Genomic DNA, 21,100 nt, shown 5'->3' on the forward strand with positions numbered 1-21,100 from the left:
CCCCATCCCGGCTTCCCGGCTACTGCCGGCGCTTCTTGCCGTCCAGCTCGTCCCACCACTCGTCGGACCTGGTGTCGCCGGACGGGTCGTCCCACCAGCGGTCGTCGGGGCCCCGGCGGTTGGCGACCATCGCCGCCAGGGGCGGGATCACCATCGCCACCACGCACATGCCGACGGCCACCGGCACCGACCAGAGGCGTACGACCGACCAGGCCAGGACGAAGAGGCCGATGCACATCCCCATCATGGCGAAGTAGGCGTGGCGCCGTCGCGCGTACATGCGTCAAGGGTAGTTCCGCGCACGGCGAAGGACCGTACCCCCGCGTCGGGGAGTACGGCCCTTCGGTTGCTGGTGCTGGTGCCGTCAGACGGCGATGGCGACCTCGGAGAGGCCGCCCGTCTGGGCGACGACCGTGCGGTCGGCCGTGCCGCCGGGGACGAGGGCACGGACGGTCCAGGTGCCCTCGGCCGCGTAGAAGCGGAACTGCCCGGTCGCCGAGGTCGGGACCTCGGCGGTGAACTCGCCGGTCGAGTCGAGGAGGCGGACGTATCCGACCACCGGTTCGCCGTCGCGGGTCACCTGACCCTGGATCGTGGTCTCACCGGGCTTGATCGTCGAGGCGTCCGGGCCGCCGGCCTTCGCTCCACACATGTTCGTTTCCGTCCTTCTGGCCTTGACTGACTTCGAGGGTTACTTGTTGGCGCCGAGCTCGATCGGAACGCCGACCAGGGAGCCGTACTCGGTCCAGGAGCCGTCGTAGTTCTTGACGTTCTCCACGCCCAGCAGCTCGTGCAGCACGAACCAGGTCAGGGCCGAGCGCTCGCCGATACGGCAGTACGCGATCGTGTCCTTCGCCAGGTCGACCTGCTCGTCGGCGTAGAGCTCCTTGAGCTCGTCGTCCGACTTGAAGGTGCCGTCGTCGTTGGCGTTCTTCGACCACGGGATGTTGCGCGCGGACGGGACGTGGCCCGGACGCTGCGACTGCTCCTGCGGAAGGTGCGCGGGGGCGAGCAGCTTGCCGCTGAACTCGTCGGGCGAGCGCACGTCGACCAGGTTCTGCGAGCCGATCGCCGCCACGACGTCGTCGCGGAAGGCGCGGATGGCCTTGTTCTGCGGCTTCGCCTTGTAGTCGGTGGCGGGGCGCGAGGGAACCTCTTCCACCAGCTCGCGGGCGTCCAGCTCCCACTTCTTGCGGCCACCGTCGAGCAGCTTGACGCTGTCGTGGCCGTACAGCTTGAAGTACCAGTAGGCGTACGAGGCGAACCAGTTGTTGTTGCCGCCGTAGAGGACGACGAGGGTGTCGTTGCCGATGCCCTTGGCCGAGAGGAGCTTCTCGAAGCCCTCCTGGTCGATGAAGTCACGGCGGACCGGGTCCTGGAGGTCCTTGGTCCAGTCGATCCGGATGGCGTTGCGGATGTGGTTCTTCTCGTAGGCGGACGTGTCCTCGTCCACCTCGACGATGGCGATGTCGGCGTTGTCGAGGTTGGCCTCGACCCAGTCGGCATCCACCAGTACGTCGCTGCGGCTCATGCTTTTTCTCCTCCGGGGCAGTTGCGGCGGGGTGGTGCTCAAGCAGAGGGGGTACGAATGCGGTTGTACCCGGTCGTACCCGCTCGTGTGCGGTCAGGCCTGTCGCGATTCGCGCACGAGTGCCCTTGGGTGAAGGGCGCCGGGGATGCGGGAGGTGGTGCGCCGCTGATGCCGCGCGCTCCCGCTCAGAAAGGGCGACAGAGCATGGCGGCGACGCGGCACAGGTCTACTGCCCGCCGCTTCGTGAGATCCGCCTGTCGCTGCATAGCGTCGATCGTAGGGACGGATTGCCGGGGATGTCACCGGCGTGTCGCATGATGAGACGCGATCGTCCGCAATGTGAGATACACGAGGGGAGGGCGCGGTGACCGCGGGGGCGCGGGCGAGGAGGCGGGGGGTGTGGCCGTCAGCACATCTGCGGTACGGACGGAGTCGTCTCGCCAGTTGGACGCCCGCCGGGGTGTGCGGTCGGTCTCGGCCTGACGCGTCCTACCCAGCCAGGCTGACGTTCGAACCCTGCACCGTGATGTCCACACCGGTCTTCGCCGCCTGGACCGAGTCCAGCTCGATACCGCCGGGCAGGCCGTCGATCTTCTGCTCGAAGTCCGTCACCGCGCGCATCCTGCCGTCGGCGAGGTCGATGCCCAGGTTGGGCAGCGAGTCCGCCCTCACCTTGACCGTGTCGCCGTCGACCGTGACCGTGCTGAGGACCGCCACCGGCTTCGGCAGCTCCTTGCCGAGCACCGTCGCCTCGACCTCGACCTTGATCTTGCCGTTGCCGCCGTCCGACAGGCCCACGACCGTGGCGGTCACACCGGGGACGACCTCCGTGGGCCCCGACTCGGCCGACTTGGCCGCCTTCAGCAGTTCGGCGTACGTGATGGTCGCGCTGCCGGTGGCGGTGGCCGCGGTGGCGGAGCTGTAGTCGCCGGTGAACTTCACGTCGCGCATCCGGGCGCTGAGGTCGTCGATGCGGATGTTCTGGCCGGAGGTTCCGGTGGCGGCCTCGTAGTCCTTGATGCCGACCTTGACGTCGTCGAGTTCGCCGCCGGCGACCTGGGTGAGGAAGGGGAAGCCGTCGATCGACACATCGGGGGTGGTGGCCAGGCCCTCGCTGCTCCTGAGGCGGTCCGCCACCTCGTCCTCCGCGAAGCCGACGGCGACGCGGTCGGCGATCACGAAGAGGCCGCCGAGGACTACGGCGACGATGAGGAGCATTCGGAGTGCACGCATGTTCGCGACGGTACCCGGCGGGACTCCGACGGGGGCCGGGGCAGGGGCGGTTGTAGATCGCCTGTGACAGGCGGGGCGGTTTCCCGCCCCCGTCCCTCCCCGCAGGCAGGCCCTCAGACCAACGCCCGTCCCACCAGGTACACGGCCGGTGCCGCCGCCGCCAACGGCAGGGCCACGCCCGCCGTGAAGTGCACGAACCTCGACGGGTAGTCGTAGCTGGCCACCCGGTGTCCGACGAGCGCGCAGACCCCGGCAGCCACCCCCAGCAGCGCACCCTCACTTCCCAGGTCGGTCATCCCGCCGACCGCGACACCCGCCCCCGCCGCCGCCAGCAGGGCGACCACCACCGAGGCCGCCGTCGGCAACGGCAACGCCCGCGCGAGCACCGCGACGGCGACCGCGGCCGTCCCGACGGTCACCGCGTCCGGATCCGCCGCGAGGTGACCGGCCGCGATGATCGCCAGCGCCGCCGAGGCGATCGTGGCCATCAGGCCGGACATCCGGGTGTCCGGGTCCGCGTGGGACCGGAGCTGCAGGAACAGGGTCAGCACGACCCAGACCCCGAGCGTGCCGACGATCGCCGCCGGCGCGTTCTCGCGCCCCGCCGCCAGCAGCGCCACGTCGGCCGTCAGCGCGCCCGCGAAGGCGAGGACGATGCCCTGCCGGGCGGGCCACATGCCGTTCAGCCGGAACCAGCCCGCCGCCGTGACCGCCTGGAGGACGACGAGGGGTACCACCAGCGCGTACGAGCCGATGGCCGCCGTACCGGACAACAGCAGTCCGAGGAGTGCCGTGAGGGCGGCCGGCTGCATTCCCGGCTCGATGATCGGCGAACGTCCCTCCAGCCGGGCCCGCTGCGCGTCGGTGACACGGGCGTTGCCCGCGACCGTGGCGGGGCCGTACCCGGCACCGGCCGAGGCTCCGCCGTCCCCCTGCGACGGCAGGTACGGGGCCTCCGGCACCTCCGCCACCGCTGCCGGGGCGGCCGGGGCAGCCGTCACCGGGGCCTGCATCTGGGTCTCCCAGGTCTGCCCCTGCCACTGCTGGGTGTACTGCTGCGCCTGCCCGTCGTCGTACGCCGGCTGCTGCTGCCCGGGCCAGGCCGGAGGCTGGGACTGGGGTTGAGGCTGGGGCTGGGGCTGGGGCGGCTGTCCCCCGTACTGCTGCTGTTGCGGGTACTGCTGCTGTTGCGGCTGCCGGTAGGGGTCGTACCCCTCGTACGGCTCGCCGTACTGCTGCTGCCCATATCGCTGCTGGTCGCTCATAGCGCTGCGCTCACCCTCCTGCGAACGGCGGGAGCACCTCGACCGTGCCGCCCTCGGCCAGCCGTACCGTCTCATGTTCGCGGGTGCCCACGGGGTCACCGTCGATGAGGAACGAGCATCGGCGCAGGACCCGGACGAGTTCACCGGGGTGTCGCTCGCGGACCTGGTCCAGCGCCCCGGCGAGGGTGGCCGCGTCGTACGGCTCCTCGGCGACCCCGGCCGCGGCCTTCGCGGCGGCCCAGTAGCGCACCGTGACCTTTGGCATCTGCCTGTTCTCTGCTTCCTCGGTCGATCGGCTGTGACAGCACTCAGGCTAGCCCGCCCGTGCGACAGCCCAGTCCCCGATGCGCCGCAACAGTTCGTCGTCCGCCGCGTGTTCCGCGTGGCCCATGCCCGGCTCCAGCCACAGTTCGCCGGTGTCGCCCGCCGCTTCCGCGAGCATCCGCGGATGGTCCAACGGGAAGTAGCCGTCCCGGTCGCCGTGCACGATCAGCAAGGGGGTCGGCGTCATCCGCGCCACCGCCTCCACCGGGGAGAGGGGTACGGGGTCCCAGTCCTGGTGGTGGATCCGCGTGCGGAGTCCGTAGCGGCCCACCAGGCGGCCCTCGGGGCGGGTGATCAGCCAGTGCACGCGCCGCATGGGGGCCGTGCCCCGGTAGTACCAACGGGCCGGCGCACTCACCGAAACCACCGCGTCCGACGCCGCCCCCGTGCGCCCCCCGTGCTCCGGCCGCCCGGACCCCCCGTACAGGGCCGCGTGCCGCAGTACCACCGAGCCGCCCATCGAGAAGCCGACCGTGGCCACCCGGGTGTGCCCGAGCTCACGTGCCCAGCGGACCGCGGCGGCCAGATCGAGGACCTCGCGGTCGCCGACCGTCGAGCGTCCGCCGGACGCCCCGTGCCCCCGGAAGGAGAACGTCACGACGGCCCCGTACTGCGCGAACGCCTCCGCCACCCGTCGAACGTGCGGCCGGTCCGCGTCCCCCGTGAAACCGTGTGCGACGACGAACGCGAGATGATCGGAAAGTGGCCGGGAGGCGTCGTATACAACGCCTCCCGGCTCGTATACGGCATCGATCGTCACCCCGTCGTCGGTGGTCAGAAACCTCCGCAGAGGGGTGCGATCGGCCGTCTCAGAGTTCGGGACGGCGAAAGATCGCGTCACATGACCTGCCGGACCAGTGCTCATGTGGGCTATTCTGCTTGGCAGAGGACTCGGGCAGCGCAGCCCCCGAGTCCTTTTGTGCTTCCGGTGGCGCTGTATACGAAGCGGGTTACGAAGCGAAACGCTCCAGGAAACCGCAGATGTACGCACGTCACGCAGACCGCACAGCACCACAGCAGGACAGCAGTGCCGCAAACGTCCTCGCAGGGACCGAGGAGGAACCAGACGTTATGGGCGAGCGAAACGTGCACGACCGTATGGCGACGACTATCCGGGTGGGTGGGACGCGATGAGTTCTCTTCTCCTCCTGACCAATGCCCTCCAGCCGTCGACGGAGGTACTTCCCGCCCTCGGCCTGCTGCTGCACAACGTGCGCGTGGCTCCGGCCGAGGGACCCGCTCTCGTCGACACCCCAGGTGCCGACGTCATCCTGATCGACGGCCGCCGCGATCTGCCGCAGGTGCGCAGCCTGTGCCAGCTCCTGCGCTCCACCGGGCCCGGCTGTCCGCTCATCCTCGTCGTCACCGAGGGCGGCCTCGCGGCCGTCACCGCCGACTGGGGCATCGATGACGTGCTCCTCGACACGGCCGGTCCGGCCGAGGTCGAGGCGCGACTGCGGCTCGCCATGGGGCGCCAGCAGATCGTCAACGACGACTCCCCCATGGAGATCCGCAACGGCGACCTCTCGGTCGACGAGGCGACGTACAGCGCGAAGCTGAAGGGCCGGGTCCTCGACCTCACCTTCAAGGAGTTCGAGCTCCTGAAGTACCTCGCCCAGCACCCGGGCCGCGTCTTCACGCGCGCTCAGCTCCTCCAGGAGGTCTGGGGCTACGACTACTTCGGTGGCACCCGGACGGTCGACGTGCACGTACGACGACTGCGCGCGAAGCTCGGCCCCGAGCACGAGTCGCTGATCGGGACCGTCCGGAACGTCGGTTATCGATTCGTTACGCCCGAGAAGGGCGACCGCACGAGCGACGAGGCGAAGGCCAAGGCGGCCCTCGCAAAGTCGGACGATGCGGGCGGTACGGGCGATACGGCGGCCCTGGACGCCGTCACGGAGTCCTCCGAGGTCACCGCCGAGGCGTGAACGCGGCGGCCGGGTGACGGCGCACGGCATGGTCCGCGCTCCGGGCGGGTGGAACGAATTCCTTACGCCCTGCCCAGAGCGGGTCCATCCGCGTAGACTCCGCGCGTGGCCAAGGTGACTAGGGATGATGTGGCTCGGCTGGCGGGTACCTCCACCGCCGTCGTCAGCTATGTCATCAACAACGGACCCCGGCCGGTTGCCCCGGCCACGCGCGAGCGTGTCCTCGCCGCTATCAAGGAACTGAGCTACCGGCCCGACCGGGTCGCCCAGGCGATGGCGTCGCGGCGCACGGACCTCATAGGCCTGATCGTGCCGGACGCGCGCCAGCCCTTCTTCGGGGAGATGGCGCACGCGGTCGAACAGGCGGCGTCCGAGCGCGGAAAGATGGTGCTGGTCGGCAACTCCGACTACATCGCCGAGCGGGAGGTCCACTACCTGCGGGCCTTCCTCGGCATGCGGGTCTCCGGACTGATCCTCGTCAGCCACGCCCTGAACGACAACGCGGCGGCGGAGATCGAGGCCTGGGACGCCCGGGTCGTCCTCCTGCACGAACGCCCCGAGGCGATAGACGACGTCGCCGTCGTCACGGACGACCTCGGCGGCGCCCACCTCGCCGTCCGCCACCTGCTGGAGCACGGCTACGAGTACGTCGCCTGCATGGGCGGCATCGCCGAGACCCCGGCGGTCGGCGACCCCGTCTCGGACCACGTCCAGGGCTGGCGGCGCGCGATGGACGAGGCCGGTGTCCCCACGGAGGGACGCCTCTTCGAGGCCCTCTACAACCGGTACGACGCCTACAAGGCCGCCCTGGAGATCCTCGCCGACCCGGCCCGCCGTCCCCCGGCCATCTTCTGCTCCACCGACGACCAGGCGATCGGCCTGCTGCGGGCGGCCCGCGAACTGCGCATCGACGTCCCCGGCGAGCTGGCCGTGGCCGGCTTCGACGACATCAAGGAAGCCGCCCTGGCGGACCCGCCCCTCACCACCGTCGCCTCCGACCGCTCGGGCATGGCCCGCGCGGCCGTGGACCTGGTCCTCGACGACGGGGTACGGGTGGCGGGCTCGCGCCGGGAGCGGCTGAAGCTGTTCCCGTCGCGGTTGGTGACCCGGCGTTCCTGCGGCTGCGAGTAGCCGGTACGCGGCAGTACGCGGGCCCCTGACCTCTTTATTTCGGGCATACGAGCTTCTGTCGGGCTTCTCAGGGAGCACTCAGCCAGCTCTCATGCTGGCGGGACAAGCTCTCTTCCATGACCGAGAGCTTCCGCCGCAGCGGCGAGTACGAGACCCCCCAGGGCCACGAGCCGCAGTCGGCGTACCCCCAGCAGCAGTACGCTTCCGCCCCTCAGACCTCCTCTCCGGTGAACCCCGAGTGGCCGCCCCCGCCGGCGTACGAACCGCCGACGGTCCAGCAGCCCGCTTACCAGGAGCCGGCCCAGATCCAGGCCTCGCAGGCCCAGCAGGCTCCGTACGGCCGGCAGGCCGCGGACGAGCAGCCCGCAACCGCGGGTTCGGCCACGGCCACGGCCACCCTCCTCGCGGAGCCCCCCGCCGATCCCGCCGCCCCCGCCCCGCGCAAGAAGCGTGCGAAGGGCCCCTTCGCCCTCCTCGCGGCCGTGGCGATCGTCGCCGCGGCGATAGGCGGCGGCACGGCGTACGGCATCCAGGAGCTGACCAACTCGGACTCCGCCGTCACCTCCAGCAGCACCAGCACCAACGTGGTGCCGTCGAGCGCCAAGGGGACGGTCTCCGGGGTCGCCGCGGCGGTCAGCCCGAGCATCGTCGAGATCAACGCGACCTCGAACGCGGGTTCGTCGACCGGTTCCGGCGTGATCATCACGTCCGACGGCGAGATCATCACCAACAACCACGTCATCTCCGGCGCCTCGTCGATCAAGGTGTCGACGAGCGACGGCAAGACGTACACCGCGAAGGTCGTCGGCACCGACAGCAAGAAGGACCTGGCCCTCATCAAGCTGGAGAACGCCTCCGGCCTGAAGACGGCGACCCTCGGCGACTCCGCCGGCGTCCAGGTCGGCGACGAGGTCGTGGCGATCGGCTCCCCCGAGGGCCTGACCGGCACGGTCACCAGCGGCATCGTGTCCGCCCTCAACCGTGACGTCACCGTCGCCACGGAGGAGAGCCAGGGTCAGCAGCAACAGCAGGGCGGCGGCAGCGGCGGCGGCTGGCCGTTCGAGTTCGGCGGCCAGGAGTTCAACGGCGACACCGGCACGTCCACGACGACGTACAAGGCCATCCAGACGGACGCGTCCCTCAACCCGGGCAACTCCGGCGGTGCGCTCATCGACATGAACGGCAACATCATCGGCATCAACTCCGCGATGTACTCGGCGAGTTCGTCCTCGTCGGACGCGGGCAGCGCGGGACTGGGCTTCGCCATCCCGATCAACACCGTCAAGTCCGACCTGGCGACACTGCGCTCGGGCTCCACCACCTGAGACCGACACCGGCACGCAGGCACGCACGAGAACCACAGCGAGATGAGGGGTACGTCATGATCAAGCAGGTTTCGCACAAGCTGACCGCCGGCACGTCGGCCACCGGCCCGGCCGCCCTGGACCTCGCCCTCGGCGTGGCCTTCACCCTGCACCCGCCGACGGCGACGACCCGGGCCGCGGAGATCGCGACGGTCACGCGTACGGCCGCCGCCCGCAGGGCAACGACCCGCAGTCGCCGTCCCGCGCTCAGCTGATCCCCCGCACGGCTGATCCTTTCTCTCCGCAGCAGACCGGAAACGTGCGAGGCTGAAGGCGCCCGACACGTCCCACCGCACCCGAGGAATCCACGACCATGAGCCCCGCCGAAGGCGACCGTGAAACCCAGCGCATCCTGATCGTCGACGACGAGCCGGCTGTGCGCGAAGCACTCCAGCGCAGCCTCGCCTTCGAGGGGTACGACACGGAGGTCGCGGTCGACGGCGCGGACGCCCTGGAGAAGGCGACCGCGTACCAGCCCGACCTGGTCGTCCTCGACATCCAGATGCCCAGGATGGACGGCCTGACAGCGGCCCGCCGTATGCGCGGCGCGGGCACCACGACCCCGATCCTGATGCTGACGGCCAGGGACACGGTCGGCGACCGGGTCACAGGCCTGGACGCGGGAGCGGACGACTACCTGGTCAAGCCCTTCGAACTGGACGAACTCTTCGCCCGGGTACGGGCCCTGCTGCGCCGCAGCTCCTACGCGGCGGCGGCCGTCGCGGGCAGCCTCCCCGAGGACGAGGCCCTCACCTTCGCCGACCTGCGCATGGACCTCGCGACACGTGAGGTCACGCGCGGCGGCCGGGCGGTGGAACTGACCCGAACGGAGTTCACCCTCCTGGAGATGTTCCTGGCACACCCGCGCCAGGTCCTCACCCGTGAGCAGATCCTGAAGGCGGTCTGGGGCTTCGACTTCGAGCCCTCCTCCAACTCCCTCGACGTGTACGTCATGTACCTCCGCCGCAAGACGGAGGCGGGCGGCGAGCCCCGCCTCGTCCACACGGTCCGGGGCGTGGGGTACGTCCTCCGACAGGGCGGCGCGGAATGAGCAGAGTGGGACGCCGGTTCCGTACCCTGCCGATCCGGGCGCGACTGTCGATGCTGGTCGCTGCCGCTGTGGCGTTCGCGGTGGCGGCGGTTTCGGTGACTTGCTGGTTCATCGTGCAGGGGAAGTTGTACGACCAGGTGGACAACCAGCTCGACAGCGCTGTCTTCAGACTCAATGAGGGTCAGGTCACGGCTTTGCTGGCAGCATGCCCGAAAAACGTGACTGAACAGACCGACGCTATGCGGCCCAGGGACTACTTTGTGCAGGTGGTGAAGGCGGACGGCACTGTCTGCGTCTTCACCGACTCCGTAGGCGTCATGAAGGCCACAGCCCGAGATAAGAGCATGGCGACGGACCCTGATCTGAGCCTGCGGATCTTCCACAACAGCACCGACAACGTTGGGAAGGACGTACGAGTACGGACCACCCCCGTCGTGCTGGGGTTTGGCCCCAATGTTGAGATCTACCCAGATGTCGCGCTGATGGTCGGCGTCTCTCTCAAAGAGACTCAGAAGACGCTGAACGAACTCGCGCTCGTCCTCCTGCTCGTCTCCGGCATCGGAGTCGTCGGCGCCGGCGCGGCCGGTCTGGCCGTGGCCCGCGCGGGTCTGCGTCCGGTAGACAAGCTCACGGAGGCTGTCGAACACGTCGCCCGCACCGAGGACTTGAGTATCCGCATTCCCGTGGAACAGGAGAGCGACGACGAGATCGCCCGCCTCTCTCGCTCCTTCAACTCGATGACGTCTTCGCTGGCCAACTCCCGCGAGCTGCAACAGCAGTTGATCGCGGACGCAGGTCACGAACTCCGCACGCCCCTGACTTCCCTCCGCACGAACATCGAACTCCTCACCCGCAGTGAGGAGACCGGCCGCCCGATCCCCGAGGCGGACCGCAAGGCGCTGCTCGCCTCGGTGAAGGCCCAGATGACCGAACTGGCCGCCCTGATCGGCGACTTGCAGGAGCTGTCCCGCTCGGAGGGCCAGCGTGGCGAACGCGTTCAGGTGGTCGCCCTGGAGGACACGGTCGAGTCGGCCCTGCGCCGGGCCCGCCTGCGTGGCCCCGAGCTGACGATCACGGCGGACATCCAGCCCTGGTTCGTCCGGGGGGAACCGTCGGCGCTGGAGCGGGCGGTGGTCAACATCCTGGACAACGCGGTGAAGTTCAGCCCCGAGAGCGGCACGATCGAGGTCCAGCTGAGCGGCGGTGTCCTGACGGTCCGCGACCACGGGCCCGGCATCCCCGCCGAGGAGATCCCCCACGTCTTCGACCGCTTCTGGCGCTCACCTTCGGCACGCGCCCTCCCCGGTTCCGGCCTGGGCCTGTCGATCGTCGCCCGTACGGTCCAGCAGGCGGGCGGCGAGGTCACGCTGGCCCGCGCACAGGGCGGCGGCACGGTGGCCACGGTACGGCTGCCGGGCGCGCCGGTGCCGCCGCCGGAGACGGTTTGAGAGGGCCGGCCCCCGCTACGACCCGGCCCTGACGCCGGTCACGGATCCCGGTCACGGATCCCGGTCACCTACGCCGCCCACGCCCCCCGGCACCGAGGACCAGGGCGGGCCCCTGAGGCGCCTCGCTGTCCCGGGCCGGGACCAGGCCCGCGCAGCCGTCGGCGACCTCGACGCAGTTGTCCGCCCCTCCCTCGCTGTGGCTCGACTCGCGCCGGGCGGCAGCGCCGAGATCGGAGGTGTGGTTCAGGTCAGTGCTCCTCAAGTACGTTCCTGAGCAACACCGGCGAGTCCGAGGCGGCCCAACTGGAGTCCGGGGAAAAGGTGTTGAAGGGGGCGCGGGGCCTGCTCGGTGACCCCGGGGCGGGGGAGCGGGCCGTGCGGTTCGCGCTCACGCGGGCCGCCGAGTCGTTGGCGGGCGTCCTGCGGGTCACGGTCAGCCGGGGCGAGCGGATCCCGACGGAGTGGTGATGTCGGATTTCCTCGGTCGCGGAGCCGAGAGGAACAGTCCCGCGACCGAGGCTTCCCCCGTTGCAGAAACGACAATGCCCGGTTTTCGGCCCGTTGTCGTTCGCAACCGGTCCACAGTTTCTTGGCGCTGCGTCTACTCGCGTCCTACTGGGCCTGCGACACCGTCTGTTGGCGGTAGTCCCTGGGCGACATCCCGTACGCGCCCCGGAACGCCCTGGTGAAGTCGGAGGGGCGCCGGTAGCCCCAGCGGGCGGCGATGACGTGGATCGGGGTGCCGCGCAGCGCGGGGTTCGCCAGGTCCCGGTGGGCGTTCTCCAGGCGTCGGCGGCGGATCCAGGCCGCGACGGGTTCGCCCCGCGTCTGCTCCTGGAAGATGCGGTGCAGGTAGCTGAGCGAGATGTTGTGGGCGGCGGCGATCACCGGCGGGGTCAGTTCGGGGTCGTGCAGGTTCTGCCTGATGTAGTCCTGGACGCGTTGCGCCATGGCCCGGCCCCGGGTTTCCGGCGACAACGCGGCTTCCGTTTCCAGCAGTTGGGCGAACCAGGCCGACATGAGGTCGAGGACGACCGTGCCCAGGCGCGGCGCGTCGGACGGCTGGAGGGTGTGAGCCTGCCGGTCCAGTCCGACGACGAAGTCCGCCAGAAGCGCGCCGACCCCCTCCTCCCCCGGCAGCCGCCGGCCCAGCAACTCCCGTACCCGGTGCGGCGGCAGGGGAAGCAGTGCCTTGGGGAAGTCCACGGCCATGCCCATGACGAGACCGCCCTGCCGGTCGTCCGCCGATCTGACGTCGTACGGCTGCGAACTGTCGGCCAGGTGCAGGTCACGTGAGGTGAACGTGCTGGCCCGCCCGGCGTGGTCCAGCGCCAGCCCGCCGTCGATCAGCAGTGTCAGGTGATACAGCTCGGGGTCGGCCTGGCGCACCATTTTCGGGGTCCGGTGGTAACGCGTCGGCATGAACGACATCCGGCTCACGACCACCGGCCCCAGCTCCATCAGCCGCTGCTCCGCCCAGAAGTCGGCGGCGTGCTCGCTGACGAGTGCGCTGGAGCGCGTCCGGCCGACCAGTTCCTGCCAGTAGTCGAACCTGTCGCCCGCAGGTACGTCGTCCGTACGGAACACCGTCCCGATCATTCCGTTTCCCTTCCGGTCCCGGGTCCCCGGTCTTCGTCTCCGCGCGCGGCAACCTTTGCCTCCGCAGCTGCAACACCCAAGTGACGTGGTTCCCCTTCCAGTTAATCCCCTCCCGCCCTTCCTCCTGACCTATCACTTGATCGGAAGCAGCCGTGAGCGAAACCCGCAGCAAGTCCCGTAGCCGCAGCCGTCACCGCCGCCGCAAGACCGCACTGCTGGCCGGGGTCCCGCTTGCCCTCACCTCCGCCGGAGCCATGGCCTACGGCGGTGTCTTCGGCGTGTTCGGTGCGGACGCGCAGCCGAAGGCGTCCGCCGCCTCCTCCACCGCCTCCGCCCTCGCCGGTGTCACCGACGTCGCCAACGGCTTCGCCTCCGTCAACGCCCTCGGTCAGAACGGGACTTACGGCGGCCGGGACGGCCAGACCGTCACCGTGAAGACGCTCGCCGACCTGGAGAAGTACGCGACCGCCGCCGAGCCGTACATCATCGTCGTCGCGGCCACCATCAACATGAACCCGGTCGGCAAGGAGATCAAGGTCGCCTCCGACAAGACCATCATCGGGTCGGGAACCTCCGGGCAGATCGTCGGCGGCGGGTTCTTCCTCGGTACCGGGGTCCACAACGTCATCATCCGGAATCTCACCATCCGGGACGCCTACCAGGGCATCTGGAACGACAAGGAACACGACTTCGACGCCGTCCAGATGGACGGCGCCCATCACGTGTGGATCGATCACAACGACCTGCGGCAGATGGCCGACGGTCTGATCGACAGCCGCAAGGACACGACCTACCTGACCGTCTCCTGGAACAAACTGAGCCAGGACAACAAGGCCTTCGGCATCGGCTGGACCGAGAACACCACCGCCGACATCACGATCCACCACAACTGGATACGCGAGACCGAGCAGCGCAACCCGTCCACCGACAACGTGGCCCACGCGCACCTCTACAACAACTACCTGGAGGACGAGGCGGGGACCACCATCAAGTCCTCGTACGGCAATTACTCCCGCGGCAAGACCAACATGGTGCTGGAGAACTCCTACTTCCAGGGCATGACCAACCCCGTCGTCCGCGACGCCACCGCCACCCTCGTCCAGCGCGGCAACGTCTTCTCGGGGACGACGGGCAAGAACGAGAGCGGGGGGTCGGGCGCGGCCTGGGACCCGAAGACGTACTACGGCTACACCCTGGACAAGACGGCCGACGTGCCCGCGCTGCTCAAGTCCGGTGCGGGGCCGCGCAGTTCCGTGGCCAGGGCGACCGGCACCGCGACCACCACGGCCACCGGCACCACCACGGCCGCCGCCGCGACCACTCTCACCGTCGCCGCCGACGGCTCCGGCCAGTACCGGACAGTGCAGGCCGCCGTGAACGCCGTACCCGCGAACAACGCCTCCCGGGTGATCATCTCCGTCAAGCCGGGCACGTACCGCGAGCTGGTCAAGGTCCCGTCGAACAAGCCGCACGTCACCATCCAGGGCAGCGGCGGCAGCCGCAAGGACACCACGATCGTCTACAACAACGCTTCCGGTACGCCGAAGCCCGACGGCTCCGGCACGTACGGCACCGGCGGCAGCGCCACCGTCGCCGTCGACGCGGACGACTTCCAGGCCCGCAACCTCACCATCTCCAACGACTTCGACGAGGCCACGCACCAGGACATCGCCAACCAGGCGGTCGCTCTGCGCACCTCCGCCGACAAGGTGTTCCTCGACAGCGTCATCATCAGCGGCGACCAGGACACCCTGCTGGTGGACACCGCGTCCAAGGACAAGCTGGGCCGCGTCTACATCACCAACTCCTACGTCGTCGGCAACACCGACTTCATCTTCGGCCGGGCCACCGCCGTGATCGACAAGTCGGTCATCACGCTGAAGAAGCGCTGGAACGGCACCTCGGCCGGTTACGTCACGGCCCCCAGCACCGCCGCGAACCGCAAGGGCATCCTGATCGCCAACTCCACGGTCAGCGGCGACGTCTCCGACCGCAGCTTCTACCTCGGCCGCAACTGGCACGCGGGCGGCGACGCGACCCTCGACCCGCAGACCACGATCCGCAACACGGCCCTGAGCGCGGCGATCAGGACCACCCCCTGGTCCGACATGGGCGGCTTCTCCTGGAAGGAGGACCGCTTCGCCGAGTACAAGAACACCGGCGCGGGCTCGGGCGCCGCGAGCAGCGACCGCCCCCAGCTGACCGACGCCCAGGCCACCGCCCAGGAGGTCGCCGACTGGCTGGGCGACTGGACACCGTCCGCCTCCTGACGCGCACAGGTCCCCGCTCTACGATCACCCCATCACAGGCTCTGGGGAGGGTCGATGGGCGGGGACATCGGTGGCCGTGACGGTGACAGTGACGGGATCGAGCGGGAGTACCGGAAGCGGCGAAAGTTGCCCCGGGGAGTGTTCGTCTACCCCGCCTGCACGATGTCGTACTGCCTGCTCCAATTCAACCGGTCGTCCTCCGTGCCCGGTTGGGCGAAGGCCGTACTCCTGGCGGTCATCGTGACGGCCCTCGCGCGGTGGACGGTGTACCTGCGCCGCGGGCACACGCTGGTCGAAGCGCACGGGATCTCGGTACGCGGGGCCGTGATCGAACGCCGGTGGGCCTGGCACGACATCTACGACATCCGGACCCAGCCGGTCCCCAAGGGACCCTCCCACAGGCGCAAGTGGCTGGTCCACCTGTACGACACCGACGGCCGGCGGTTTCTCCTCCCGCACGTCGACGACTGGCAGTTGGACGACCCACCGGCCGAGGTCGACGAGCTGCGAACCGTCGCCGCCCGGCACCGGGGCATGACCTGGGAGCCGCGCCCGGCGACCGAGGCGCGCATCCGGAGACGGGCCGCGCACCGCAAGGCCTGGGAACGGGCGGTCACCGGCGCGCTCGTCGTGCTCCTGTGCACCTTCCTGCTCTCGTTGGTGCTGGTGATCACGACGGACGACGCACCGGCCCTCCTTCTGCTGCTGTGGATCCCCTTGGCCGCCTTCGCCCTCCTCTCGGCCTTCCTCCACTGGCGCTGCGCACGAACGGTAGCCAACGCATAACCGACTGCCAGCCCCAGCACAGCGCTTCGTCAGACCGTATTCAGATGACGCGGAAGATCCTGCTGGCCGACGACGACGCGGCCATACGTGAAGGGCTCGACCGGGTGCTCAGGTTCGAGGGGTACGAGACCGTGCTCGCCGGGGACGGCCGCGCGGCTCTCGCACTGGTCGCCGAACCGGACACCGCACCCGACCTCGTGCTCATGGACGTCACCATGCCCGGCCTCGACGGGCTCGCCGCGACCCGGCGGCTGCGGGCCTCGGGGTGCACCGTCCCGATCCTGATGATCACCGGGCGGGCCGCTGTCGGGGACCGGATCGTCGCGCTCGACAACGGCGCCGACGACTACCTGATGAAGCCCTTCGCCACCGAGGAACTCCTCGCGCGCGTAAGGGCGTTACTGCGCCGCAGCCCGCGTCGCGAACCCCGGCCGCCCTCGCGGCTCGCGGGCATCAGCTTCCAGGACGTCCTCCTGGACCCGCGGACCCGTACCGTCACCCGTGCCGACCGCCGACTCGACCTCACCAAGACCGAGTTCAACCTTCTCGAATACCTGCTGCGCCGGCCCGACAGGGTCCTGGGCCGGGTCCAGATCCTCAAGGACGTCTGGGGCTTCGACTTCGAGCCCACCTCCAACACCCTTGATGTGTACGTCATGTACCTGCGCCGGAAAATGGAGAGCCGGGGCGAACCCCGGCTCATCCACACCGTGCGCGGGATGGGTTACACCCTCAGGGCCAGCGTCAGCGTCTCCTCCCGCCGATAGCCGTGGTCCGGCACCAGTGGCGCTGAGGCTGAGGGCGACAGTGGCAGGGGGGCCGCGAGCCTCGCGTACACCCCGCCCCGCGCGATCAGTTCGTCGTGCGTGCCCGTCTCGGCGAGGCGGCCCTCGTCGACGACCAGGATGCGGTCCGCGTCCGGGGCGAGACTCAGATCGTGGGTGATCATGATGGTCGTACGGCCTGCCATCAGGCGGCGCAGCGCCGGGACGATCCGGCGGGCGGCGATCGAGTCCAGGCCGGCCGTCGGCTCGTCGAGGACCAGTACCGGGGCCCGGCGCAGCATGGCCCGGGCGATGGCGATCCGCTGCAACTGGCCGCCGGAGAGCGTGGCCGTGCCGGGGGCGATCCGCGTGCCGTACCCCTCCGGGAGCGCGGTGACGAAGTCGTGCGCGTCGGCAGCCCGGGCCGCGGCCTCGATGTCCGCGTCGCTCGCGCCGGGGCGCCCGCACTCGATGTTCTCGCGGATCGAACCGTGCAGGATCAGCGTCTCCTGCGGGAGCAGCGCCACGTTCTCGCGCAGGAAGGTGAGCGGTACGTCGGTCAGCGGGACGCCGTCCAGGCAGATCACGCCGGCTGAGGGGTCGTAGAAGCGGGTGAGGAGTTTCGACAGGGTGGACTTTCCGGCGCCGCTGGCTCCGGTGATGAGGACCAGTTCGCCGGGGGCGGCGGTGAAGGTCACCTCGCGCAGCGACGGCCGCCGGCCGGTGTCCTCGCCCGGGTAGGTGAAGGAGGCGCCGTGGACGCTGACCCAGCCGCGCACGGGCCACTGGGCCACCGGCTCGGCCGGGTCGGCGACGGCGGGCTCGGCGTCCAGCAGTTCGCCGAGGCGTTCCGCGCCCGCGGTCGCCGCCGTCAGGGTCAGCCCGAGCTGGCCGAGGCTGCGGATCGGCGGGTAGAGGTAGCCGACGAAGGCCGCGAAGGCGAGAAGGGCGCCCAGTGACATCCGGCCGGCGGAGATCTCCCAGACGCCGAGTCCGATCACCGTGAGGACGCACAGCGTCTCGACGACCTCGACGAACTGTTCGTACATCTCGCTCAGCCGCGCCCCGCGCACACTCGCCCGCATCCAGGCGCGGGCCTCCCGGTCGAGGCGCTTCTCCTCGTCTCGGCGGCGGTTGTAGGCCTGGGTGAGGACGATGTTGCCGAGGGACTCCTCCACCACCGAGGTGATCGCGCCGTCGGCGACGCGCTCGTCCTGGCTCGCCGTCCTGATGCGGCCGGCGAAGCGGCGGGCGGCGAGGAGGAAGAGGGGGGCCAGGAAGAAGGTGACGAGGGCCAGGTCCCAGCGCAGCCAGAGGGCGGCGGCGGAGTAGAAGAGGGCCGAGAAGGCGGCGGAGACCGTACCGACGACACCGGACACGACCATCTGTTCGATGGCTTCGACGTCTCCCGTCAGACGCTCCACCAGGTCGCCCTGGCGGTGCTTCTGGAAGAAGTCGGGCGGCAGATCCTGGACGTGCCGGAAGACGCCCGCCCGCAGCCGCAGCACGAATCTCTCGGCGGTCCAGGTGGCGAGCGAGTTTCCGGCGTAGCCGACGAGCGCGCCGAGCACGGCGACGGCCAGCCAGGCGCCGGCCGGGCCCCAGAAGGCGGCGAGGGAACCCGCCTCAAGGGCGTTGTCCGTCAGCTCCGCGAACAGCAGGATCGCGGCGGTCTCGGCCAGCGCGGACACCACCACGCACGCGACGATCGCCACCAGCCATTTACGGTCGCCGCGCGTCAGCGGCCAGAACCGGCGGAACGCCTCCCGCACTTCTCTCATGGTCAACTCCCTTTTCCTGCCCGGCATGCCTGAGGCGGGGCCACCGGGACCGTGTGCGCGTCCTCCGGTGGCCCCGCCTCATGTCAGGTCTCAGCGCTGGTGCCCGACCGGACGACGCTGCGCCTTCTGGGGCGCCGGCTTCTTCGGAGCCTTCTTCTTCGGGGCCGGAGCGGCGGGCTTGGCGGCCTTCTTGACGGGGACAATCTTGTGGAAGCTCATAGGAATTTCCTCCCGGGTTGTGAATCGGCTGTTCGTGGATTTCTTTCAGCTGTGACCGCAGCTGCGGGTGCGACTGCGACTGCGACTGGAGAAGTGTTCTGCGTCAGTCCTTATGGGCGACCGGGCGACGCTTGGGAGTGACCTTCTTCGGCGCGGGCTTGTGGGGCGCCGGGACGGCCTTGCGGGCCTTCTTGACCGGGGCGATCTTCTTGAAGCTCATGCTGTTCTCCTTTGTTTTCCGTGTCGTCCGCCGTTCGCTTTCGACATGGAAAACACTACGGGACGCGGGAAGTGGAAAAAGCCAATTCCGCTTAGACCTCGATTAATTGCAGCTGAGACCGATTTTCAGGACACCCAGGGAACCGATCCGCATTTCACACAGGACTTATTACGGGCATTACAAAGGGCCCAAGGCGAAATGCCTTGGGCCCTCTGCGACGGAACCGCTACTACTAGTGGTGCTGGTGCTGTGCTGGTGCTACTTCACGATCGTGATCCGGTTCGCCGCCGGAGGCGCGATCGGCGTCGTGGCCGTGGAGTTGGCGGTCAGGTAGTCCGCCAGTGCCGCGAGGTCGTCCGTGCCGACCAGGTCGTTCGTGCCCTGGCCCAGCGTCGTGAAGCCGTCGCCGCCGCCCGCGAGGAAGCTGTTCGTCGCGACGCGGTAGGTGGCGGCCGGGTCGATCGCCGCACCGTTCAGCCTGACCGAGGCGGCGACGAGGCGTTCCGCGCCCGCCTTCGTCAGGTCAAGGGTGTAGGTGAGCCCCGACGACACCTGGAGCACCTTCGGGGAGGCCGCGTTCGTGCCGCTCACCTGCTCCTGGAGTACGGAGATCAGCTGCGCGCCGGTGAAGTCCTGCAGGTTCACCGTGTTGGAGAACGGCTGGACCGTGAAGCCCTCGGCGTAGGTGACGACACCGTCGCCCTCGGCGCCCTTCGCCGCGTAGGTGAGCCCCGCGCGGATACCGCCCGGGTTCATCAGCGCGAGGTCGGTCTCCGGGTCGAGCTTCTTGCCGTACGCCAGTTGCGCGTCGGCGATGAGGTCGCCCATCGGGGACTCGGTGCCGGTGTTGTTGATGTCGCCGGAGATGTAGCCGATCGCGCGGTTGCCGATGGGCGCCGCGAGGGTGTTCCACCGGGCGATCAGGTCGGTCATGTCCGTGGCCTTGGCGACGGTCCGGGTGACCACGTGGTTCGCGGAGGAGACGGCGGTACGGGCGATGTCACCCGTCCAGCGGTCGTACGTCAGCGTGGTGTCCGTGTACAGGCGGCCGAAGGACGCGGCCGAGGTGACCGTGCGCGGCTTGCCCGACGGGTCGGGGATCGTGCAGGCGTACGCGGCGTGGGTGTGGCCGGTGACCAGCGCGTCGACCTTCGGGGTGACGTTCTTCGCGATGTCGACGATCGGACCGGAGATGCCGGAGCCGGCGCCCGCCGCGTCGCAGTCGTAGTTGTACGAGCCCGAGGCCGGGAGACCGCCCTCGTGGATCAGCGCGACGACCGACTTGACGCCCTGCTTCTCCAGCTCCTTGGCGTACTTGTTGATCGTCTCGACCTCGTCCTTGAACTTGAGGCCCTTCACACCGTCGGCGGAGACGACACCCGGGGTGTCCTCAAGGGTCACGCCGATGAAGCCGATCTTGACGCCGTTCTTCTTCCACACCCAGTAGGGCTTGAGGATCGGCTTCCTGGTCTTCTCGTCGAGCACGTTCGCCGCGAGGTAGGGGAAGTCCGCGCCCTTGAACTTCTTACCCTTGACGTAGCAGCCGTCCGTCGGGTGGCAGCCGCCGTTCTGGAGGCGGGCCAGTTCCTTGGCGCCCTCGTCGAACTCGTGGTTGCCGACGGAGGTGACGTCGAGGTCGAGGCCGTTGAGCGCCTCGATGGTGGGCTCGTCGTGGAAGAGACCCGAGATCAGCGGGGAGGCGCCGACCATGTCGCCGCCGGCCGCCGTGATCGAGTACGGGTTGTCCCCGCGCGCCTCGCGCAGGTGCGTGGCGAGGTACTCGACACCGCCCGCGTCGATCGTCTTCGTCGTGCCGTCGGCCTGGAGTTCGGTGACCCGGCCGGAGGAGCCGGACGGCGGCTCCAGGTTGCCGTGCAGGTCGTTGAAGGACAGCAGCTGCACGTCCTGGTAGCGACTCGGCTTGCTGTGCCCCTGACCGGCGGGCTTGTACGAGCTGTCCCCGGCACTGGCCGGAAGAGCGGCGGCGGCGAGAGCGCCGACCGTGGCGATACCGGCTACGCCGGCGAGCAGCACGCGCGTACGGCGTCTGCGGCGGTGGTACGGCTGGGGTGTGGCTGGCATGTGCCCCCCTGAAGTGAGCGAGGTTGGGAAGACTTTCGGAAGATCTGAGGACGCCCAAGGCAAGGACGACGTAAGAAGAACGTGAGAATTCAGCCCGTCCC

Annotated in this window: 23 protein-coding genes; 10 read left to right on the forward strand and 13 right to left on the reverse strand. The window is 69.5% G+C overall.

Annotated features, from left to right (window positions below):
* Positions 1 to 19: 19 nt before the first annotated feature.
* From OG595_RS18965 to OG595_RS18995, 8 genes are all read right to left on the reverse strand, one after another.
* Entirely contained in the window at positions 20 to 280 is a 261-nt protein-coding gene (locus tag OG595_RS18965) for a DUF3099 domain-containing protein (RefSeq protein ID WP_329273587.1), read from the reverse strand.
* Positions 281 to 364: 84 nt separating this feature from the next.
* The gene (locus tag OG595_RS18970; RefSeq protein ID WP_055524959.1) at positions 365 to 652 is read right to left on the reverse strand and encodes a DUF1416 domain-containing protein; all 288 of its coding nucleotides are present in this window, start codon (positions 650 to 652) and stop codon (positions 365 to 367) included.
* Positions 653 to 691: 39 nt separating this feature from the next.
* Positions 692 to 1,531 carry a sulfurtransferase gene (locus OG595_RS18975; protein ID WP_329273588.1) on the reverse strand — a complete coding sequence of 280 codons (840 nt, stop codon included), beginning with the start codon at positions 1,529 to 1,531 and terminating at the stop codon, positions 692 to 694.
* Between the two features lie 185 nt (positions 1,532 to 1,716).
* Positions 1,717 to 1,797 carry an Ms5788A family Cys-rich leader peptide gene (locus OG595_RS45370; protein ID WP_351335063.1) on the reverse strand — a complete coding sequence of 27 codons (81 nt, stop codon included), beginning with the start codon at positions 1,795 to 1,797 and terminating at the stop codon, positions 1,717 to 1,719.
* Between the two features lie 223 nt (positions 1,798 to 2,020).
* The gene (locus OG595_RS18980; protein ID WP_329273589.1) at positions 2,021 to 2,764 is read right to left on the reverse strand and encodes an LmeA family phospholipid-binding protein; all 744 of its coding nucleotides are present in this window, start codon (positions 2,762 to 2,764) and stop codon (positions 2,021 to 2,023) included.
* A gap of 113 nt (positions 2,765 to 2,877) precedes the next feature.
* Entirely contained in the window at positions 2,878 to 4,029 is a 1,152-nt protein-coding gene (locus OG595_RS18985; RefSeq protein WP_329273590.1) for a hypothetical protein, read from the reverse strand.
* Between the two features lie 10 nt (positions 4,030 to 4,039).
* Positions 4,040 to 4,294, reverse strand: a complete 255-nt coding sequence (locus OG595_RS18990; RefSeq protein ID WP_329273591.1) for a MoaD/ThiS family protein — start codon at positions 4,292 to 4,294, stop codon at positions 4,040 to 4,042.
* Between the two features lie 48 nt (positions 4,295 to 4,342).
* Complete coding sequence (locus OG595_RS18995; RefSeq protein WP_329273592.1) at positions 4,343 to 5,218, reverse strand: alpha/beta hydrolase; 876 nt, start codon at positions 5,216 to 5,218, stop codon at positions 4,343 to 4,345.
* Positions 5,219 to 5,483: 265 nt separating this feature from the next.
* On the opposite strand from OG595_RS18995, the gene OG595_RS19000 reads away from it, so the two are divergent.
* From OG595_RS19000 to OG595_RS19025, 6 genes are all read left to right on the forward strand, one after another.
* Positions 5,484 to 6,284, forward strand: a complete 801-nt coding sequence (locus OG595_RS19000) for a response regulator transcription factor (protein ID WP_327696506.1) — start codon at positions 5,484 to 5,486, stop codon at positions 6,282 to 6,284.
* A gap of 105 nt (positions 6,285 to 6,389) precedes the next feature.
* Positions 6,390 to 7,415, forward strand: a complete 1,026-nt coding sequence (locus OG595_RS19005) for a LacI family DNA-binding transcriptional regulator (RefSeq protein WP_329273593.1) — start codon at positions 6,390 to 6,392, stop codon at positions 7,413 to 7,415.
* A 116-nt stretch (positions 7,416 to 7,531) separates the two neighbouring features.
* Positions 7,532 to 8,740 (forward strand): S1C family serine protease, encoded by a 1,209-nt coding sequence (locus OG595_RS19010; RefSeq protein ID WP_329273594.1) that lies wholly within the window; start codon positions 7,532 to 7,534, stop codon positions 8,738 to 8,740.
* Between the two features lie 56 nt (positions 8,741 to 8,796).
* Complete coding sequence (locus OG595_RS19015; RefSeq protein WP_329273595.1) at positions 8,797 to 8,994, forward strand: hypothetical protein; 198 nt, start codon at positions 8,797 to 8,799, stop codon at positions 8,992 to 8,994.
* Positions 8,995 to 9,092: 98 nt separating this feature from the next.
* Complete coding sequence (locus OG595_RS19020; RefSeq protein WP_329273597.1) at positions 9,093 to 9,830, forward strand: response regulator transcription factor; 738 nt, start codon at positions 9,093 to 9,095, stop codon at positions 9,828 to 9,830.
* The gene (locus OG595_RS19025) at positions 9,827 to 11,278 is read left to right on the forward strand and encodes a HAMP domain-containing sensor histidine kinase (protein ID WP_329273598.1); all 1,452 of its coding nucleotides are present in this window, start codon (positions 9,827 to 9,829) and stop codon (positions 11,276 to 11,278) included. Before OG595_RS19020 ends, OG595_RS19025 begins: the two co-directional genes overlap by 4 nt.
* Positions 11,279 to 11,342: 64 nt before the next feature.
* Here the strand turns inward: OG595_RS19025 and OG595_RS19030 are convergent, their stop codons facing one another.
* Positions 11,343 to 11,540, reverse strand: coding sequence for a DUF397 domain-containing protein (locus OG595_RS19030; RefSeq protein WP_329273599.1), 198 nt, complete (start codon positions 11,538 to 11,540; stop codon positions 11,343 to 11,345).
* A gap of 59 nt (positions 11,541 to 11,599) precedes the next feature.
* On the opposite strand from OG595_RS19030, the gene OG595_RS19035 reads away from it, so the two are divergent.
* A complete protein-coding gene (locus OG595_RS19035) occupies positions 11,600 to 11,746 on the forward strand; it encodes a hypothetical protein (RefSeq protein ID WP_329273601.1) in 147 nt (48 codons plus the stop codon).
* Between the two features lie 144 nt (positions 11,747 to 11,890).
* Here the strand turns inward: OG595_RS19035 and OG595_RS19040 are convergent, their stop codons facing one another.
* Complete coding sequence (locus tag OG595_RS19040) at positions 11,891 to 12,877, reverse strand: AraC family transcriptional regulator (RefSeq protein ID WP_329273602.1); 987 nt, start codon at positions 12,875 to 12,877, stop codon at positions 11,891 to 11,893.
* A gap of 152 nt (positions 12,878 to 13,029) precedes the next feature.
* Here OG595_RS19040 and OG595_RS19045 point away from each other — a divergent pair, with 152 nt between their 5' ends.
* Genes OG595_RS19045 through OG595_RS19055 form a run of 3 tightly spaced genes read left to right on the forward strand, consistent with a single transcriptional unit; the run spans position 13,030 to position 16,700 of the window.
* A complete protein-coding gene (locus OG595_RS19045) occupies positions 13,030 to 15,147 on the forward strand; it encodes a pectinesterase family protein (RefSeq protein ID WP_329273603.1) in 2,118 nt (705 codons plus the stop codon).
* Positions 15,148 to 15,201: 54 nt separating this feature from the next.
* On the forward strand, positions 15,202 to 15,933 hold the full coding sequence (locus OG595_RS19050) for a PH domain-containing protein (protein ID WP_329273604.1): 732 nt from the start codon (positions 15,202 to 15,204) through the stop codon (positions 15,931 to 15,933).
* Positions 15,934 to 15,977: 44 nt separating this feature from the next.
* Entirely contained in the window at positions 15,978 to 16,700 is a 723-nt protein-coding gene (locus OG595_RS19055; RefSeq protein WP_329273606.1) for a response regulator transcription factor, read from the forward strand.
* On the opposite strand, the gene OG595_RS19060 is transcribed toward OG595_RS19055, so the two are convergent.
* From OG595_RS19060 to OG595_RS19070, 3 genes are all read right to left on the reverse strand, one after another.
* Positions 16,658 to 18,478: an ABC transporter ATP-binding protein gene (locus OG595_RS19060; RefSeq protein WP_329273607.1), complete on the reverse strand. Its 1,821-nt coding sequence runs from the start codon at positions 18,476 to 18,478 to the stop codon at positions 16,658 to 16,660. The genes OG595_RS19055 and OG595_RS19060 overlap by 43 nt on opposite strands.
* Positions 18,479 to 18,568: 90 nt before the next feature.
* Positions 18,569 to 18,697 carry a hypothetical protein gene (locus OG595_RS19065; RefSeq protein ID WP_329273609.1) on the reverse strand — a complete coding sequence of 43 codons (129 nt, stop codon included), beginning with the start codon at positions 18,695 to 18,697 and terminating at the stop codon, positions 18,569 to 18,571.
* Positions 18,698 to 19,175: 478 nt separating this feature from the next.
* A complete protein-coding gene (locus tag OG595_RS19070; protein WP_329273610.1) occupies positions 19,176 to 20,999 on the reverse strand; it encodes a bifunctional metallophosphatase/5'-nucleotidase in 1,824 nt (607 codons plus the stop codon).
* Positions 21,000 to 21,100 lie beyond the last annotated feature (101 nt).

Source organism: Streptomyces sp. NBC_01451 (assembly GCF_036227485.1).
GTDB lineage: Bacteria > Actinomycetota > Actinomycetes > Streptomycetales > Streptomycetaceae > Streptomyces.

What these genes read in the sequence shown, in the direction of transcription:
- OG595_RS18965 (WP_329273587.1), bottom strand. Translation starts at nt 280, where the DNA reads ATGTACGCGCGACGGCGCCACGCCTACTTCGCCATGATGGGGATGTGC.
- OG595_RS18970 (WP_055524959.1), bottom strand. Translation starts at nt 652, where the DNA reads ATGTGTGGAGCGAAGGCCGGCGGCCCGGACGCCTCGACGATCAAGCCC.
- OG595_RS18975 (WP_329273588.1), bottom strand. Translation starts at nt 1,531, where the DNA reads ATGAGCCGCAGCGACGTACTGGTGGATGCCGACTGGGTCGAGGCCAAC.
- OG595_RS45370 (WP_351335063.1), bottom strand. Translation starts at nt 1,797, where the DNA reads ATGCAGCGACAGGCGGATCTCACGAAGCGGCGGGCAGTAGACCTGTGC.
- OG595_RS18980 (WP_329273589.1), bottom strand. Translation starts at nt 2,764, where the DNA reads ATGCGTGCACTCCGAATGCTCCTCATCGTCGCCGTAGTCCTCGGCGGC.
- OG595_RS18985 (WP_329273590.1), bottom strand. Translation starts at nt 4,029, where the DNA reads ATGAGCGACCAGCAGCGATATGGGCAGCAGCAGTACGGCGAGCCGTAC.
- OG595_RS18990 (WP_329273591.1), bottom strand. Translation starts at nt 4,294, where the DNA reads ATGCCAAAGGTCACGGTGCGCTACTGGGCCGCCGCGAAGGCCGCGGCC.
- OG595_RS18995 (WP_329273592.1), bottom strand. Translation starts at nt 5,218, where the DNA reads ATGAGCACTGGTCCGGCAGGTCATGTGACGCGATCTTTCGCCGTCCCG.
- OG595_RS19000 (WP_327696506.1), top strand. Translation starts at nt 5,484, where the DNA reads ATGAGTTCTCTTCTCCTCCTGACCAATGCCCTCCAGCCGTCGACGGAG.
- OG595_RS19010 (WP_329273594.1), top strand. Translation starts at nt 7,532, where the DNA reads ATGACCGAGAGCTTCCGCCGCAGCGGCGAGTACGAGACCCCCCAGGGC.
- OG595_RS19015 (WP_329273595.1), top strand. Translation starts at nt 8,797, where the DNA reads ATGATCAAGCAGGTTTCGCACAAGCTGACCGCCGGCACGTCGGCCACC.
- OG595_RS19020 (WP_329273597.1), top strand. Translation starts at nt 9,093, where the DNA reads ATGAGCCCCGCCGAAGGCGACCGTGAAACCCAGCGCATCCTGATCGTC.
- OG595_RS19025 (WP_329273598.1), top strand. Translation starts at nt 9,827, where the DNA reads ATGAGCAGAGTGGGACGCCGGTTCCGTACCCTGCCGATCCGGGCGCGA.
- OG595_RS19040 (WP_329273602.1), bottom strand. Translation starts at nt 12,877, where the DNA reads ATGATCGGGACGGTGTTCCGTACGGACGACGTACCTGCGGGCGACAGG.
- OG595_RS19050 (WP_329273604.1), top strand. Translation starts at nt 15,202, where the DNA reads ATGGGCGGGGACATCGGTGGCCGTGACGGTGACAGTGACGGGATCGAG.
- OG595_RS19055 (WP_329273606.1), top strand. Translation starts at nt 15,978, where the DNA reads ATGACGCGGAAGATCCTGCTGGCCGACGACGACGCGGCCATACGTGAA.
- OG595_RS19060 (WP_329273607.1), bottom strand. Translation starts at nt 18,478, where the DNA reads ATGAGAGAAGTGCGGGAGGCGTTCCGCCGGTTCTGGCCGCTGACGCGC.
- OG595_RS19065 (WP_329273609.1), bottom strand. Translation starts at nt 18,697, where the DNA reads ATGAGCTTCCACAAGATTGTCCCCGTCAAGAAGGCCGCCAAGCCCGCC.
- OG595_RS19070 (WP_329273610.1), bottom strand. Translation starts at nt 20,999, where the DNA reads ATGCCAGCCACACCCCAGCCGTACCACCGCCGCAGACGCCGTACGCGC.